The sequence below is a fragment of the Phycisphaerae bacterium genome, assembly GCA_019636475.1.
Lineage (GTDB): Bacteria > Planctomycetota > Phycisphaerae > UBA1845 > UTPLA1 > JADJRI01.
Map to the genome: position 1 here is coordinate 45,047 of JAHBXN010000015.1, position 17,695 is coordinate 62,741.

Here is a 17,695-nt window from a genome sequence, read left to right on the forward strand (position 1 = left end):
GAGAACGGCGATTCTCTATGGCTTGCCCGCAATGCCGGCCGCCACCTGATCCCTCATCGCCAGATAGGTCCGGTGCTTTTCCTTGGTCGGATCAATGCGAACGATCTCATCGAGAAATTTGTTCGCCTTGGTGTAATCCTTCTGGTCAATCGCTGCGCGCGCGTCGTCCATGAGCTTCTTCACCCGCTCTTCCCGAGGGGTCACCTTGCCCATGTCCTCACTGACGTAGCCTGTGATGTACTTGACGATCGCGACGCTGCCGTAGGTCGCTCCGCCGAGAATGCCGACGATAATGAGATACTTCACGAAGGAATTGCTGAAGAAGCTTCCGGCCGCGTCCGCCGCTTTGGTTGCCACGGTGGGCTTCGATTTAACTCCTTTCTCAAGGAGTTCGTCCTTCTTTTTCTTCTTTTCGAGATCGGCCGGCGCTGCTTTGCCGGCAAGTTGATCATAGCTAGCGATCAGCTTCTGCTGTTCCTGCTTGTAGGCGGCCTCTGCCTCCGCAGTCATTTGCTTTTGCTTCTGGGCAGCCTCATATTTCAGCAGGGCCGCTTCGGCATCGATTTTCCCTTTGTCAGCCCCAGCCGACTTCGAGGCCGATTGGCTAACTCCGGAACTTGCGGTAACAGCGGACACCGACGTGTCTCCCGCAGCACCCGGAATCCGAATAACGGTCTTGCATTCAGGGCAGCGCACCTTCTTACCAGCCATCTCGTCTTTGGCTTTGAACTTCTTGCCGCATTTACAGCTTACAACAACTGACATCTTATGCACTCCGGTGCGGGAAGATCATACCGAGGCTGAACAGGTGTTCGGCGTGCAGTGCCCTGGCGGGTGGTTCCCTGAGATTATTCCGCTGGATCGACCTGATTGCAAGGCTGAGTCCGGCAACGAGTTGCGGCTGTAGGACTCCCTCCTGGTTCGGAAACTGGCTTTCAGGATCGCGGGTGACAATCTCGGGCGTCGGGAAGCATATCGGCCGTTGAGGTTTAGAGGCCGATGGGCGGAATGGCGACCGCGATCCCCCGTTCCAGCCTAGATGAAAAATGGTTAATATGCTCGGTTTCCGTCCGTCAGGTCAGGCGGATTTCAGCGCTGAAGATCGGCGCGGCTCTGGGAGGCGTAAACGTGCGGGTACTTCTTTGTCCCCTTATCGGGGCACTGTGTGCGGCAGTTACCGTTCAGGCGCAGGAGCGTCCGCGTGCCTTCGTCGGCGCTCGCCTTATTCCCGTCTCTCAGCCTGAAATTGAGAGCGGCACGCTTATCATTCAGCGCGGGAAGATTCTTGCGATCGGCCCGAAGGACCAAATCGAGCTGCCGGAACGAACTGAGGTCATAGACGCATCCGACAAGGTCATCATGCCTGGTCTGGTCTGCACGCACAGCCACGTCGGCGGCGGCTGGGGCGGCGACTCCAGTTCACCCATTCAGCCCGACTGCCGAATTCTGGATTCGATCAACGTACGGGATTCAGGATTGCTTAAGGCTCGTGCCGGCGGACTGACAACGCTCAACGTCATGCCAGGCTCAGGGCACCTGCTGAGCGGACAGACCATTTACATTAAGCTGAAGGATGCTCGTACGATTGAGGATTTGGCAATCCGCGACGAATCCGGTGCGATCCTCGGCGGCATGAAGATGGCAAACGGCACCAATTCTCGTGGAAACGCACCGTTTCCGGGAACAAGGGCCAAGGCCGCCGCGCTCGTTCGTTCGCAATTTGTTAAGGCACAGGCCTATCGCGACAAACTCAAGCGGGCCGAAACGGAACCGGACCAGGCTCCTGAACGCGATCTGGCGATGGAAGGACTCGTGGACGTGCTCGAGGGGCGTCGCATCGTACATTTCCACACACATCGCCACGACGACATCCTGACCGCGATTCGACTTTCGCAGGAATTCGGATTCAAGGTCGTGCTGCATCACCTGAGTGAAGGCGACATCGTTGCAGATGAAATCGCGAAGGCCGGTGTGCCGTGTTCGATCATTCTCGTCGACAGTCCGGGTGGGAAGCTCGAAGCGATGAATCTTAACTTCTCGACCGGCGCCGCACTTGAAAAAGCCGGCGTGCTGACCGCGTTTCACACCGACGATCCAATCACTGATTCGAGGCTGTTTCTTCGAATGGCGGCCCTCGGCGTACGGGGAGGCATGTCTCGACAAAAGGCGATCGAGGCGCTGACGCTCGCTCCAGCCAGAATGATCGGACTGGACGCGCGAACTGGTTCACTCGACGCCGGCAAGGACGCGGACTTCATCGTACTCACGGGTGATCCGCTCAGTGTGTATTCCAAGGTGCTGCTCACCTATGTCGAAGGCCGAAAAGTATTTGACCGCAGCAATCCCAAAGACCGCCTGTTCGCGGTGGGCGGGTACGGCGCTGGCACAGATCACATCATGATTATGTGCTGCGGCGAAGATGACCATACTCATGGAGACGGACAATGACGCCTGTTCGTGCCGCTTGGCTGGCATCCGCTGCGGCAATTTTGTTTTCAGCGATGGCCGCTGGACCCGCTAGGGCCGCCGAGCTGATCGCCATCCGCGGCAAGACCGTTTACACGATGGCCGGCGCGCCGATCGCTGACGGCATCGTGTTGATTCGTGACGGCAAAATCGAGCGTGTCGGACCGGCGGCGGAACTGGCTGTGCCCGAAGGGTACCGCGTCATGGATGCTGCGGTTGTGACACCAGGTTTGATCGACGCTCACAGTGTCGTTGGGCTTACCGGCTATCTGAATCAGCGGCAGGATCAGGAACAACTCGACCGTTCCGAGGCCATTCAACCTGAACTGCGCGCGCTGGATGCGTACGATCCGCAGGAGCGACTCGTCGAGTGGCTGCGCGGATTTGGCATTACCACCCTGCATACGGGTCATGCACCCGGCGAAATCATCAGTGGACAGACGATGATCGTCAAAACCGCGGGCCGAACGGTCGATGAGGCCGTTATGGTGCCGACCGCGATGGTCGCGGCGACGCTCGGCGATTGGACCGTGCATGGTGATGGCAAGGCGCCCGGCACTCGCTCCAAGGCAGTCGCCATGCTTCGAGGCCAGCTCATCAAAGCGCAGGCTTATGTCAAGAAACAAGACTCAGCCACAAGCCAACCCGCCACCGTATCAGACGTCGACGGCCCTGCAGAAAGCACGCCGACTTCCGTCACAGATGTTGCCGGTGCCGCGACGACCCAACCGGAGCCTCCCCCAACTTCGTCTCCGGCCGACGAGGGAGCGAAAGTAGAGAATTCAAAGAAACCGAAAGAGCCACCGGAGCGCGACCTTCGAATGGAGACGCTCGCGCGAGTGCTTCGCGGTGAGATTCCAATGCTGGTCACCGTGCATCGCGCGGCCGACATCATCACGACACTTCGGCTCGCTCGCGAGTTCAATATCCGCGTCGTGCTCGATGGGGCATGCGAAGCTTATCTGGTGAAATCTGAAATCAAGGCCGCCGGCGTGCCGGTGATCTTACACCCGACGATGATGCGCAGCGGCAAGGGCCTCACGGAAAACGCCAGCATGGAGACCGCCTCGATCCTGAAGATCGAAGGCATTCGATTCGCATTACAGAGTGGTATGGAGTCGTACGTTCCGAAGACACGCGTCGTGCTGTTTGAGGCTGGCATTGCTGCGGCAAACGGACTGCTGTTCGAAGATGCCCTGGCTGCGATTACGATCGATGCCGCCAGAATTCTCGGTGTGGACAATCGAATTGGGTCACTGGAAACCGGCAAGGATGCGGATATCGCGCTTTATGATGGTGATCCATTCGAATACACGTCACATTGCGTGGGCGTCATCATTAATGGCAAGGTCGTCAGTGAAACCGCGCAATAAGCGGGCAGCCCGATCCCGGGGGCGCCAGAGCATCGCGTGCCTATCGTTGCAAATGCACATGACCGCGCGGCGAACATGTTCGCCGCGCCGATCCGATTCCCGCACATGTTAAATCAGATTCCCTTGATGCGCACCGTATATCCCGACTCTCGATCCGACCTCCAGATGGCCAACATCAACAAGAGAACTTGTGCGCGGCCCCCCTTGCCCGCGCGCGGACGCGGCTTCCGAAGTCTTCGCGGCCTCGACCTTAGGCTCGCGATGAGGAGATGCGTGCATCAGTCGCTTGCCTGTCTGCCAACACTTCTTGTTGCACTGACCTGCCTCACTTTCGGAGCCGGCTGCGCTTCGAGTGGTGCGGAGCGCACCATTCAGACTGGTGAACCGGATGCGGCCACGGGGATCACCTCCGCGGAAGCAGACGACACCGAATACTTCAAAACGCATTACGAAAAAAAAGAATTTCGCCTGCCCGTGCGTGATGGCGTCGAGCTTTTTACTCAGGTCTATTCTCCGCGGGATACATCCAAGTCCTACCCGATCCTGATGATTCGAACGCCCTACAGTTGCAATCCCTACGGCGAATCGGAATACAGCCCGCGAATTGCACCGCATATGGATTATGTGCGAGAAGGGTACATTTTTGTTCGACAGGACGTTCGAGGCTGCTTCATGTCCGGCGGCGATTTCGTCGACATGCGACCCCATGTAGAAGAAAAGAAATCCCCAACCGACGTCGACGAGAGTTCAGACACATACGACACCATTGATTGGCTTGTTTCGAACATCCCAAACAACAATGGCCGCGTTGGAATCTGGGGGATCAGCTATCCCGGATTCTATGCTGCCGCCGGCATGATTGACGCCCATCCGGCCCTCAAGGCCGTGAGCCCGCAAGCCCCGATTGCGGACTGGTATTTCGATGACTTTCATCATCACGGCGCGTTCTTTCTACCGCATGCTTTTGGCTTTATGTCGTCGTTCTGCAAACCGCGAAAAGGATTAACGACGCAGTGGCAGGACGGCATCGACTACGGAACACCCGACGGGTATCAGTTTTTTCTGGATCTGGGCCCTCTCAAGAATGCGAATGAACACTATTTTCATGATGAGCTGCCCTGCTGGAACGATATTATCACCCACCCCGACTACGACCAATACTGGCAAAGCCGGAATATCCTGCCGCACCTGAAGAATGTCGCACCGGCTGTTTTGATCGTTGGGGGCTGGTTTGATGCGGAAGACCTCTACGGGCCGCTTAAGATCTATCGAACGGTCAAGCGTGAGAATCCGGGCGTAGTCAATTCGATCGTCATGGGGCCCTGGCCGCATGGCGGTTGGTCGCGAACGGAGGGCAACCAGCTTGGCAACATTCACTTTGGCGGCGATCACTCGGAATTTTATCGTCGCGAGATCGAACTGCCCTTCTTTCGACATCACCTGAAGCAGGTGCCGGATCCGAAGCTGCCCGAAGCGTTTGTTTTTGAAACCGGCGCCAACATCTGGCGCCGCTTCGACGCGTGGCCGCCCGCACATGTGCAGACTGCGGTGTTATATGCCGCCCCGGACGGATCATTGGCATGGCACGCGCCGGAAACCAAGCTGGACGACCGCACGATGCCATCCGACCGGGAAACCGCGGCCCCCCTGTTTGATGAGTTTGTCAGTGATCCCGCCAAACCCGTGCCCTTCAGCGAAGAGATTACAACGCGAATGACGCGATCCTACATGACGGATGACCAGCGGTTTGCGGCTCGCCGCCCCGATGTCCTGGTTTATCAAACCGATCTGCTCGAAGACGCAGTCACGATTGCCGGACCGATCCTGGCGGACCTCTGGGTTTCGACTTCGGGAACGGATTCGGACTGGGTTGTGAAGCTGATCGACGTATTCCCACCCGATGCCGAGGACACGCCGGTGAATTCGCGTACGCGGCCGATGGGCGGATATCAGATGATGGTTCGCAGCGAAGTGATTCGCGGACGCTATCGCAACAACCTGTCGACACCGGAGCCATTCACACCAGACGAGCCGACGAATATCCGCCTTGAGCTCCTTGACATCCTGCATACGTTTGAGCCCGGCCATCGTATCATGATCCAGATTCAGTGCACTTGGTTTCCACTGATCGACCGCAATCCCCAGAAATTCGTCGAGAACATCTACATGGCGGATGAAACGGACTTCATCAAAGCGACGCAGCGGGTGTATCGCTCGACAGAATTTCCGACCCGATTCGAATTCGGACTGCTGCCATCCGAGTAGGCGGACGTTCACGAAAGTTTGAGACGCAATGCCGCAAATTGATGTCCACCACTTGACGAAGACCTTCTCTGTGCCTGAGCGCGAGGGCGGCTTCAGCGCTTCGGTCCGCAGCATTTTCCGGCGGCGCTACAAAGAAGTTCGCGCGGTCAACGATATTTCGTTTTCGATCGAAGCCGGCGAGATTGTCGGATTTCTCGGCCCGAACGGCGCTGGGAAGACCACGACGCTGAAGATGCTATCCGGTCTGCTCCACCCAACCAGCGGCGACGCTCGCGTGCTGGATCACACGCCGTGGAAACGTGAGAGCAGCTACCTGCAAAAGATCAGCATGCTCATGGGACAGCGTTCCCAGTTGCACTGGGACCTCCCCGCGATCGATTCGTTCCTGGTGCATGCTTCGATCTATGGTCTGCCGAAAGAGCAATACCAGAGATCGCTTGACGAGTTGCTCGAACTGCTCGAGCTGCGTGATGTAATCAAGAAGCAGGTGCGGTCCCTGTCACTCGGCGAACGCATGAAATGCGAGATCTGCGTGTCGCTGCTGCATCGGCCGTCAGTGCTGTTTCTCGATGAACCGACCATTGGCGTCGATATCGCCATGCAGGCCCGCATTCGTGAGTTCATACACCACTATAATCGCGAGCATGGCGCAACGATCATCCTGACGAGCCATTACATGGCCGATGTCGCCGCCCTCTGCAAACGGATCATCGTCATCGATCATGGCAGGATTCTCTTCGACGGATCGCTGTCCGACCTGTCGCGAAAACTTGCACCCTTCAAGGTTATCAAGATTGACCTCGATCGTGACTTTGACGGATACGATCTTGCGACTCTGGGTGAAGTGCTGACCCAGGAACCGCGCAAGCTCGCTCTGCGCGTGCACAAAAGCGCGGCGGCAGCCGTCACCGCAAAGCTGCTGACCGATTTGGCGGTTCAGGATCTGACGATTGAAGACCCGCCGATCGAGGATGTCATCTCGCGCGTGTTCAAGGGAGCATCCACCTCATGAAAGCCTCGATGCGCGCATTGGGAGCGCACCTTCGGGCGCACCTGGCGGTGATGATGCACTACCGAGGCGAAGTGCTGCTCTGGAGCATCTGGGGCATCGTCAATCCGGCCGTGTTATACGCCATGTGGTCGGCTGCGGCAGGCGGCAGCGCAAGTCATGAAATTGCCGGTTACGACCGCGGTGGTCTGGCGGCTTACTTCCTGATCATGATGATTGTCGGCCACCTGACCGGCGCGTGGGACGTCTACCAGATGGGCTTTTTTGTCCGCACCGGCGCCCTGTCGCCGATGCTGCTTCAACCTGCGTTGCCGATGTGGCGATCCGTCGCGGAAAACCTGGCGTACAAGGTTGTCACGCTGATGTTCACGATTCCGGTCTGGATCATCTTCGCGTGGGTCGTTACTCCTCACTTCCAGCCGACCGCGTGGAGCATATTGCTCGGTGTCATCGCATTGACGCTCGGTGCGATTCTCGCCTTTGTCCTCTGCTATGTTGTTTCCCTGTTTGCGTTCTGGGCACCGAAGATTGACGCACTTGGCGAAGTGTACTTCGGACTGTGCATGTTCCTTGGCGGTCGGTTCGCACCGGTCGAGGCGCTGCCCAAGCCGATCGAGAGCCTTGCTCGAATCATGCCGTTCAAATGGATGTATGAATTTCCGACCGAGCTCTTCATCGGCGGGCGATTGACGCCGACGGACGCATGCATCGGATTGTTGATTCAATGCGGCTGGATCGCGGTCTCAATTGCCGCATTCCGGATTACCTGGGCAGCGGGCCTCAAGCGCTATACGGCGGTGAGCGGATAGACCATGACGCGAGCATTCTCACTGGTCTGGCTGTTTGTGCGCGTCAGCGTTCAGAATTTTGCCGCATACCGTTTTGAGTTTTATTCGCGGCTTCTGGTCTCAATCGGCCATCTCTGTGCCGAGCTCCTGACTGTCTGGACGGTTTTTTCCAACACCGGCGAACTTCGCGGTTGGAAGACGGATCATATGCTGGTTCTGGTCGGTGTGTTTCGAATCGTCGCAGGGGGCATTCGCATGTTCATCGTACCGAACATGCGCCGGGTCATGGAGGATATTCGCAACGGAACGCTGGACTTTGTTCTGCTTAAGCCGCTCGATGCCCAGTTTCACGTCAGCGTTCGGGAATTTGTCTTCTGGCGGATCACGGACGTTGTCTTGGGCGGATCCGTCGCGGCCGTCGGGTGTTATCGACTGCTCGGCGCCATTCCGTTGGATAAGCTCGCCCTCTTTGTCCTGATGATGGCGGCCTCATTCGCGATCGTTTATGCGATATGGCTCGCACTGGCTGGCGTGTGCTTCTGGCTCGTGCGGCTCGAGAATATCGAGATGATCTTCTGGAACGTGTTTGAGGCCGGCCGCTATCCCGTACAGATCTATCCCGCCTGGCTGCGCTGGGGGCTGACCTATCTCATTCCGCTGGCTTTCATTACGACTTTCCCGGCCGCCAGCCTGCTCGGAGATTCGGCCACCGGGATCACGACGACCGTGCCGATTGTGGCCGCAGTCCTTGCGCTCGCGGCGTTTGCCGGCGCTTCGTGGCTTTTTCGCGCCGGATTGAAGCGGTACGCCGGCGCCTCGGCCTGATTTCGTCACAAATTTGATTGCCCGCATTCCGACCACGACGTATTATTTTACCGGGTCGCCGGTGCCCGGTCGCCATGTCTTTGCCCGCGGGAGCCGTGACGTCCGCACATCATGGCATCGCACGAGAAGTAGGAGGTCGTCACGATGCGACTGATGATTCTCGAGAACCAGCGGTTGCGCAACAGTCTGAAAATGGAGGGATCGGGCCTCATCACGATCGGCTCTGACTCGCGGTGTCATGTCCACCTGCCCGACCCGCGCCTCGGCAAGCACCAAGCTAATATCCTTCAGGACGACGCCGGTGAATGGTGGCTCGAAGTGCTCGAGCATTCCGTCCCGACCTGCCTTAATCGCGCTGTGCAAAAAAACAAAGCCAGGCTGCGACACGCGGACGAGATTGAATGCGGCGAGTTCTCCATCAAGTTCTATCTTGATCCGGACCGCAGCCGCGAAGAGCTTCATCACGATCGGATCATGGCGATCGCAAAGAGTCACGCTGAGAGCCTCCCGCTCAACTCGATCATACTGAAGGACGAAGTGGATCTCTCACTGACGCGCGACCAGTTGGAAAGGGTTGCCCGCCTCACGCTGGCTCTGAATGATGCCGCCCACGCCGGTGAGTCGCTGCCGCTGGTGCTGGCCAGCGCGATTGACATGTTCGCCGCCCGCCGGGCCTGGATCGCCATTCGATGCGCGGAGAAGGGCACGTTTGATTGGGCGCTCGGCCAGTCGCAGAACGGAACGCCAATCGAGCGCCCCCGATTCAGCGAGATAACCGAACCTCGCTGCATCAAGTTCGCTCATCATATCTGCACGCCTCAAGCACCGGATCCGATTGTCGGCGCCGCCATGGCTGTACCGATCGTCGGCACGAAATTCACCCTCGGAATGTTGTACCTCGAAGTCGATCCGGCTGATCCGATCTACGACGAAAAATCGCTGATCGCACTGAAGGCCTTCGCCTGCGCCGCAGCCATTCCCCTCGAGGCGGTTCTGAATCGAATGACATCGAGTCGCAGGTCGGCTGCCGCGACTGAACTGACGGTCGCTCGTGCAACGCAGGATGCCCTCACTCCCAAGGCCCTTCCACAGTGGGATGAGATGCAAGTCGCCGCTTATCGTCGAATCGGCGAACAGAACTGCACGGACCTCTACGATGTCATCCAGCTTCGCGATAAAACCGCGGCACTCCTTCTCGCGCGTGTGCATTGGCCGCTGCATCTCGTGCCCTGTAAATTCGGCGAGATTCGAGCGGCTTTCCGGTCGGCCGTGCTTTATGGCGAAGCACCGCATCTCTTTGCGCGAGCGCTGAATTGGATGCTGGACGACGGCAATGTCAAGACGCGAGTCGATCTGGCGGTCGCACGCGTATGGCCCGGCAGCGGCAAAGTCCACCTCTGCGTCGCCGGCTCTCATGTGATTGCCGGCCGAGTCCAATCTGACGGAACTGCGGAGCGAATCGCAACCGGCCAGACGCCGGGCGTTGGACAGGCCCGTGGCACCCCGTTCGAAGTGGTGCCGCTCCTGCTCGGCGAAGGTGACTCGTTCGTCCTCGCAACGGATGGCGTCGAATCCGCCCGCAACGCGTCGGGACAGGCGTTCGGCATCGACGCGCTGTGCGATATTGTCTGCGACGGGTTGGGAGACACACCGAGCCACGTACTCAAGGAACTGGCGACTGATCTGGATGAGTTTCTTGTCGGTGGCGAGAGCCCGGAAGACACGACAGTCCTGCTGCTGCGTCGTGGCTGATTAATTCGCCGGCGACCCTGCCCATCTATCGAGACTTGCCCGATTCTGCTTCGGACGCCTGCTGCTTTGTTGAGAGGACGGTCGGCAGCCGTTGCTTGAGCTTCTCGAATATCGCAGCCAGTTCCTGTTCTTCTCGGCTCATTTCCGGCGCGGAGTTCGACGCATTGGATGACTTGAGCTCCTCTGCGGGCGCAGCCTTCTGTCCTTGTCCGCTGTCCGATTCACTCTGCTTCCGCATTCTCTCGACAATCGGAGCGGCCGACTTCCGGCAGTCCTTTAGAATAGCCCAGGCGGCATTGACCTGCTCATCTCGCAGACCGGGCGTCAGTGGGCTTGTACTTCGACTGAGCGGCAGCGGTGTATGTCGGATGATCCAGCGGCGAACGTACGCTTCCCACAAGTCCGGCTGATGTTCCACGCCATCCAGTCCGTAAGACTTGTCACTGAAATTCCACCATGCCGGATATCGCGTGTCGCGGTTGAAGCCGTTTCGCTGCCAGAACGCCTGAAGCAATTCGTTATCGTACTGATCCTGAATCTGTTGCCACTGATCTTCCTCGACATGCCCCCCTCCACCAATGTATCGAGCCCGCTGGTAACGAAGCCCTTCGTCGTAACGAAAGTGCGAGGTAATCATTACACCCGGCGGGACCTCCCAAAGATCCGGATCCAGCCGCTTCGGATGCTCCGGACGATCAAATTCCGCGTGCTCGATCACATATTGATTACTCCCGCCAATGACAGGAAACACTGACTCGGAAGACTTGATCCACCAGCGGCCGTCAAATTTCTCGTGTGTATTCAAGGTGCGAGCGACGTGTTCCCGCTTGCCATTCTCGTCAACCATGTATTCGTTTATTTCCAGAATCGCGTAGTCCTTTTCCGGATCAATGGTATATATCGAAATCGATCGCCGAAGGTCGGATTCGTCATGGCCGCGAATTTCTTGCTTTAGAACGTGGATATTCTCTTCAATCGTTTCCGTCCACTTGGTTGGATATGGATTCGATTGAAATCGACGAAGCATGTCCATCGGTGAACTCATGCGCTGATCCGCACCATACAGGCCGATGCATCGCGGGTCGGTAAGCGTTTCTGAAATCACGACACTCAGTCCATCAACATGAAACAGTAACATTCCGTTACTGCCCTCGCAGCGGCTCCAGACTTCCTTTGTCGCCCGATTCCAGATCGTCAATTGGTCGGCGCATGCGTCTTTTACGCCGATCATCTTTCGACCGGTTTGGGCATCCTGAACTCGAATGCCGTCTTCATCGCCCTTATTGCGCCAGTACAGATCATCGCCGCTGATTCGAACGTCAAATCGCATGGATCGCCCGGCAATGCCCGGGTGATAGTCCTTCCGGTGGTATGAGATAAGAGCCGTGCGCGGCTTCATTCTCGCTTCGAATGCACGAATAAAGGTCTCGGGGATTCGGGAATCGTCGGAATCTCCGATCGACAACACGGCCAGCATGGCGGTCGCAAGCATCAACATGGAACTACTCCTTTAAGCCGCCTAAATGGAGCAAGCTCAGTATGCAGGATTGTAGAAAACGCATGATTTCGACTCGAACGCAAAGATCCGTGTCACGAATGACTCGGTGTACAATTGGGTCGACGGCCCGACACGTTTGTAGTCAGACCTGATCCAGGCAGCACGGTTGGTGACAATTAACATAATAGTCACCCCAGAAGCTGATCTTGATCCTTGGCAAACATTGGATTTGTTCGGAAAATGGGTTGCATCGCGCTTCCAGATTCTCGTTTAGACAGAAAAGCACAGCTCGACAGAGGATGTACTGTCTGGAATAGCAGACCCCGCACGGAATCTCGATGCACTGACCTTCCGGCCGCGGGAGACCCGTATCCTCGAAGACAAGTTCCTCGTGCGCAATCTGCTGAATCCAGACCCCGGTGCAGGTCGAGTTCGTTTCACACTGACACGGACCGATCGCAATCAGGTATTCGTGATTACAGTCAGATTCGTCGTAATTCCACACACAGACAAAGTCCCCCTCGCCCCAGCACCATTGCGGCGGACAAGAGGCTCTTGCGGCGCTGCCGCCCCGGCCTGGTTCAAGCCCCACGAATAAGAGCAAGCAAGAGAGAGAAAGGGTAACGTGTGTGGCGTGCAACTGATCGTCTAATCATGAGGTCTCCTCCGTCAAGAATGGACTTCATGCGCCCGACTTTTGAATGCTAATGGGAAGGCATCCTGGGCGTCAACAAAAAAACAAGAATTTCTGGCCGCTGTTCAAGGCCGTGCGTTCGCGACCGGCAGATCGATACGGACGAATACGCAGGGATGACGAAGTGCAGTGCCACGCTCAATTCACTCGCATATCGCCCTGGAAATATCAGCTTGTATGCGGCAATTCTCCGCCGAGAATCTGGCTGCCATAAAGACTCTTATACAATTCGCATCGCTGGACCAGTTCCTCATGCGTGCCGCTGTCGACAATCCGACCCTTGTCCATGACCACAATGCGGTCGGCCTGCAGAATGGTGGAGAATCGATGGGCGATGATCAGTGCCGTACGGTTTTCGAGAAACTTCTCCACTGCATCATGGATCTTCTTCTCGCTCTCTGCGTCGATCTGACTGGTGGCCTCGTCAAAAATGAAGATCGGCGCGTTTCGCAGAATGGCGCGCGCAATCGCGATGCGCTGCTTCTGTCCACCGGAAAGCTGAGCACCGTGCTCGCCGACAAACGTGTCGTAACCCTGCGGCTTCTCGCGAATGAACTCGTCAGCGTAGGCCGCCTTCGCGGCCGCGGTGATACGCTCCAGACCGCCGCAGTCCGGATAGTTTCGATCCGGATGCCGATTGCGAAGCACCAGCGCCCTGAGCAATCTGTCATCTCCGTAAGCGATGTTGTTCGCAATCGTGTCCGCGAAGACCACGCTGTCCTGCGTGATGAGGCTCATTTGCCTGCGAAGCGACCGCAGGGAAAACTCTCGCACGTCGCGTCCGTCGAACAGGAGTTGTCCTTCGTTCGGGTCAAAGAATCGCATGAGCAGCGAAAGCAACGTCGTTTTGCCCGAGCCGTTCGGTCCCACAAACGCTACCCGCTCACCGCGCTGAATCACGAGCGAGATGTCATCCAGCGCGGGGGTTTCGGCGCTTGGATACTGGAAGCGGACATTGCGAAACTCTATCTTATCCGCCAGCGGCGGCAACGACGGCCGCGTGTGGTCGTCCGGCACCTGAACCGGAAAATCGATGACTTCATACACACGTTCCAATGCCGCATTGGCCCGCTGCATACGATTGTAGAAGGACGCCATCTTTCGGACGGGATCAAACATGCCCGCCATGCACGCCGCCAGCGTCGCAAACTTCGAAAACGTCATCTCGCGCATGAACATCAGGTGTGCGAAGTAGAATATCGCGATTGTTGCAACGATTCGCCCGACGCCCTCGAACATCGGACTGGCCAGCGCTTCAGTTCGCTCGATCCGGAGCTGCTGCTTCAGGATTTCGCGATCCACTGCGTGGAGGTGCTGTCGCTCGTACAGTTCCATCGCGTAGCCTTTGACAACTCGGACCCCGCCAAGCGATCCGCTCAATGCTCCCAGCATCCGCCCGTAACTGCCAAGCAGCTGCTTGTTAGCGCGTCGAATCTTCTTGCCGAATCGACGGATGAATATGCCGGCGATGGGCGCACCGATTATGGCAATCAGCGTAATGCGCCAGTCGATAATCAGCGCCGCCAGGATGACAAACCCGGCCTTCAGCGGTTCACGAAGCGACTTGGCAAAAACGAACACAAGACCGCGGTAGATCTCCTGACTATCCTGAACAAAACGCGTCATCAGATCGCTGATGCCGTGCTGGGCGAAATGCGCGAGAGGAAGCCTCAGGACGCGATCATACATGATCTTGCGGAGGCGCATCACAACGAGGCCGGCGACATAGGCGATCAGATACTCGCCCCAGAATCGGCAGAAGCCGCCCATAGCGCTGACAACGAGTACCGCGACGGTGAGTATGATAAGTATGCGCCACTGTGCATCGCGCGTGTCACCAGCCGGCAGCCAGTCCGCAACGATGCGGGCGGAGCGGTTCGTCCAACTCGCGTCGGCCATCCGCACACTGACAACAATCGGCGTGGCGCTCTGATTTTCCGGCTGAAACGTAAGTTGAGCTGTCGCGTCATCCGGCGCGTTGGCAAGCTGTTTGAAGATTGCATCCGACACGACGGCATCATTCGCTCTAATCAGGCGATCGCCGATGTGGACCTGTTTGTGAAGTTCGGAATCCTTCGGCGCGCGACGGACGATGATGCGGCGTTCGGTCTCGGAGACCTTCTCTTCCGCCAGCTCGATCGAGAGACGATCCTCGACGACGCTCTGATTGATCCAATTCGGAATGGACTGCTCTTCACCAATCACCTTGATAAGCGGCAGCAGAGCCAGAATGCTGATCGAGTAAGTCGCAGCGACGAAAATGATGCAGCAGACGGCAAGCCCGAGATAGCTCTTCCACGGCCGTGCGTACTGAAGAATTCGAAGAAACTGAATCGGGGAGGCGCCTTGCTTAGGCAAATCTCCTCGAGAAAGGGAAGGCCCCAACATGCCCATCAGCGACGAACTCCTCGCACCGATCGCGGACGACGGGCGAGGAACCTCGCGCCGGACCGCCGATCAAAGCGAAGAAGTGTAAGGGCAAATGGCGGCCGACGAAATGACCGTCCTTCAAAGCGTGCTGAAGTACTCGCCGATTCGAGCCAGCGGCCCTAGAACGACGAGGATGAAGGGACCGAAGAAGACTTCCAGAATAAAGCCGACAAACTGCGAGCCCGTGGCAAACAGGCCGTTAATAACTGTCATCGGATCAAACATGACTCGCTCCCCAAATCATAAGATCGGTGCGGCGTGAAGCCCTCGTGCGTACACCCCGTCTTCTGAAATCGGCAAAGCGGGGCCCGGGCATGAACTGCCTCCCTCGCAGCCTGCGGACCTGGCCCCACCCATCCATCATAAACCTCACGGCATCGCCGCCATCAGGTCCGCTACTCGATCATGAGGAACTCTTTCATGTGGCGATCATATAGGTCCTGCGCGGTTGGATCGTACATCTGAAGCCTGAGTTCGTTGATGACTTTCGTGCCCTGCCCGACCCATTCTTTCCAGCACATCTGGCAGACCGTGTCAAAAATGACCTGGCCCAGTGCGCCCTTGAACGGCACTTTCGGGAGTTGCGGCCCCGGCCCGCCACAACGACGACAAGAGAAGGTGCCGCCGGCGACCGACGTCGGGCTTGCGGAACTCTCGATCTTCTCCCCGACCACCGGAACCGATGCGCCCAGCTCCTTCAGCAGCAGCTCCATCGCCTTCATCGGCATCACATCACCACGCCGATGCGCAATGCGATAGCCGTTGGTCGCGGTCTGGATGGCCAGGTCAGGGTGGCCCGTGAGTTTCTGTGTGATCGCAAGCATCTCATATGCTTTTGAATTCTGGCTGTTGATGGCGAGGACACGCTGAAAGCACGGCCCGGCCTCTGAATGAAGTTTCGCGTCGTGATACGCGGTGCCCAGCGCAAACTGCCCCAGTTCATCATTGGGATCCCGCTCGACGACCTTTTCCAGTTGCTCAATTCGACTTGTATCCGCCATGATTTCCTGCCCTCAATTGTGCGGTGCCCGCGGCGAGCATCGCCGGACCAGTCAGACATTGTCAGCCGCTTGTCTTTCATCCGCCATCTTAGGCGTGCCAACCTTCACCCGCACGCCGGTTGTCGAAGCTAAGACTCGTCCTTCGGCCGGGATTTCCATCGCCGATGGATCCAGAGGTACTGCCCCGGCGCTTCGCGTACCATGTCCTCGATCCCCTTCGTGTATTCCCGCGTGATCCACATCAGCGGATCGTCCTGCACAGCCCACTCTTCCGGGCGAATGATCCGCTGCACGCATATCTCATAGCGAAACCCTCGTCCGACGCGGCGCGCGCATCCGACAATGATCGGCACGCTGTATTCCATCGCCAACAAGGCGATCGATTTGTAAGTGGACGCCTTGCGTCCAAAAAAATCAACGAACACGCCCTTTTTGCCCGCGTTCTGATCCGCAATGAAACACAGCGCACCACCCGAATCGAGCACATCGGGGGCGGAACGGGTCGCGCCCTTTTTGTACAGGAGTGTCAGGCCGCTGGCTTCACGACGATCCAGTAGATAACGATTGATGTACTCATTATCCAGCGGGCGCATGACGGCAACGATGTCGAAACCGAGGATCGCGAGGACATATCCGAGCACTTCCCAGTTGCCGTAGTGACCGGTCAACATGATGCAGCCGCGCTTCTGAAGCAGAATTCGAAGAGCATCCTCAAGATTCCGAAGCTCCACATGACGGGACCAGGTCCAGACTGTCAGTTGCCGCGGAGTTCGAAGCACTTCGACAGCCAGCATGGCCAGATGCTGCATGCTGGACAGCGCGATCTCCGAAATCTGTTCGGACGCCATTTCAGGAAAGGATGTGCGAATGTGTTCCTCGGCGCGGCGACGGTGTTCGCGAAAGCGCACGAGGATCCGATTGCCGGCATTCGATAGCGAGACCAGCCATCGCATCGAGCGATTTCGTGCCAACCAGTCGGGGATACGGCTTTCGGGAATCGCATACGGAAGATGAAACCATATCCGACCCAGCCCACGCATCATCCGCAACGAGGTCTCCATCGGCATCGCACCGATCACGATGGATACAAACCTGAGGACGAGATAAGTCGAGTAGTCGCCGAGCTTCTTTCTGTTCATCCGGGCCCATTCTACGGATGAACGGGGACGGCGAAACCGGGCCGCTGAGTATCGGTCGTAGGCCGTCGCAATTGGGCCGACTGGGGTCTGTAAAAAAAACGGGAGGCCGGGTGGCGGTCCCGACCTCCCAAGCAACCAAACGGAACGGTCATGGAAGAAGATGCCGACGTCCGAGCGTCAGTCATGAACCACTTTCAAACTAAGATTCGCGCAACCATTTGGCAAATAGGTATTTAGAGTCTTCGCATCTAGCCCAGACCACCCATTTACACCAGTTTCCCTAATCCGGCGAATCCAGAAGCCTGGATGATGCGTGGGCTGGGACGGATATTGAGTCGTCCTTTGAACCAGTCGGTCGACCCCACCCCACTCAAATCGACTAACGCGCGGCGACCGGACTCGCAGACCGCACCCTATCGAGCAAACCGAGTGCGTCCGATCGAATCGGGCCGGAA

The 17,695-nt window shown here is 57.5% G+C and carries 13 protein-coding genes; 7 read left to right on the plus strand and 6 right to left on the minus strand.

The window, feature by feature from the left end; all coding sequences use genetic code 11:
- Positions 1 to 15 precede the first annotated feature (15 nt).
- Entirely contained in the window at positions 16 to 765 is a 750-nt protein-coding gene (locus KF841_16660; GenBank protein ID MBX3396988.1) for a hypothetical protein, read from the minus strand.
- A 243-nt stretch (positions 766 to 1,008) separates the two neighbouring features.
- Between KF841_16660 and KF841_16665 the strand changes: the two genes are divergently transcribed.
- The 7 genes from KF841_16665 (at position 1,009) to KF841_16695 (ending at position 10,478) form a co-directional block, all read left to right on the plus strand.
- Positions 1,009 to 2,448 carry an amidohydrolase family protein gene (locus KF841_16665; GenBank protein MBX3396989.1) on the plus strand — a complete coding sequence of 480 codons (1,440 nt, stop codon included), beginning with the start codon at positions 1,009 to 1,011 and terminating at the stop codon, positions 2,446 to 2,448.
- 221 nt (positions 2,449 to 2,669) lie between these two features.
- On the plus strand, positions 2,670 to 3,839 hold the full coding sequence (locus KF841_16670; GenBank protein MBX3396990.1) for an amidohydrolase family protein: 1,170 nt from the start codon (positions 2,670 to 2,672) through the stop codon (positions 3,837 to 3,839).
- A gap of 261 nt (positions 3,840 to 4,100) precedes the next feature.
- The gene (locus KF841_16675; GenBank protein ID MBX3396991.1) at positions 4,101 to 6,104 is read left to right on the plus strand and encodes a CocE/NonD family hydrolase; all 2,004 of its coding nucleotides are present in this window, start codon (positions 4,101 to 4,103) and stop codon (positions 6,102 to 6,104) included.
- 28 nt (positions 6,105 to 6,132) lie between these two features.
- The gene (locus KF841_16680) at positions 6,133 to 7,116 is read left to right on the plus strand and encodes an ATP-binding cassette domain-containing protein (protein MBX3396992.1); all 984 of its coding nucleotides are present in this window, start codon (positions 6,133 to 6,135) and stop codon (positions 7,114 to 7,116) included.
- Positions 7,113 to 7,922, plus strand: a complete 810-nt coding sequence (locus KF841_16685) for an ABC-2 family transporter protein (GenBank protein ID MBX3396993.1) — start codon at positions 7,113 to 7,115, stop codon at positions 7,920 to 7,922. The genes KF841_16680 and KF841_16685 overlap by 4 nt, the downstream gene beginning before the upstream one ends.
- Positions 7,923 to 7,925: 3 nt before the next feature.
- On the plus strand, positions 7,926 to 8,726 hold the full coding sequence (locus KF841_16690) for an ABC-2 family transporter protein (protein MBX3396994.1): 801 nt from the start codon (positions 7,926 to 7,928) through the stop codon (positions 8,724 to 8,726).
- Positions 8,727 to 8,870: 144 nt separating this feature from the next.
- Positions 8,871 to 10,478 carry a SpoIIE family protein phosphatase gene (locus tag KF841_16695; GenBank protein ID MBX3396995.1) on the plus strand — a complete coding sequence of 536 codons (1,608 nt, stop codon included), beginning with the start codon at positions 8,871 to 8,873 and terminating at the stop codon, positions 10,476 to 10,478.
- Positions 10,479 to 10,503: 25 nt separating this feature from the next.
- On the opposite strand, the gene KF841_16700 is transcribed toward KF841_16695, so the two are convergent.
- The 5 genes from KF841_16700 to KF841_16720 all read right to left on the minus strand — a co-directional run bounded on the left by KF841_16700 (position 10,504) and on the right by KF841_16720 (position 17,240).
- Positions 10,504 to 11,976 (minus strand): hypothetical protein, encoded by a 1,473-nt coding sequence (locus KF841_16700; protein MBX3396996.1) that lies wholly within the window; start codon positions 11,974 to 11,976, stop codon positions 10,504 to 10,506.
- An 862-nt stretch (positions 11,977 to 12,838) separates the two neighbouring features.
- Positions 12,839 to 15,028: an ABC transporter ATP-binding protein gene (locus KF841_16705; protein ID MBX3396997.1), complete on the minus strand. Its 2,190-nt coding sequence runs from the start codon at positions 15,026 to 15,028 to the stop codon at positions 12,839 to 12,841.
- Between the two features lie 150 nt (positions 15,029 to 15,178).
- The gene (locus tag KF841_16710) at positions 15,179 to 15,325 is read right to left on the minus strand and encodes a hypothetical protein (GenBank protein ID MBX3396998.1); all 147 of its coding nucleotides are present in this window, start codon (positions 15,323 to 15,325) and stop codon (positions 15,179 to 15,181) included.
- A gap of 170 nt (positions 15,326 to 15,495) precedes the next feature.
- A complete protein-coding gene (locus KF841_16715) occupies positions 15,496 to 16,101 on the minus strand; it encodes a Fe(2+)-trafficking protein (protein ID MBX3396999.1) in 606 nt (201 codons plus the stop codon).
- A 128-nt stretch (positions 16,102 to 16,229) separates the two neighbouring features.
- Positions 16,230 to 17,240, minus strand: a complete 1,011-nt coding sequence (locus tag KF841_16720) for a lysophospholipid acyltransferase family protein (GenBank protein MBX3397000.1) — start codon at positions 17,238 to 17,240, stop codon at positions 16,230 to 16,232.
- Positions 17,241 to 17,695: the final 455 nt, after the last annotated feature.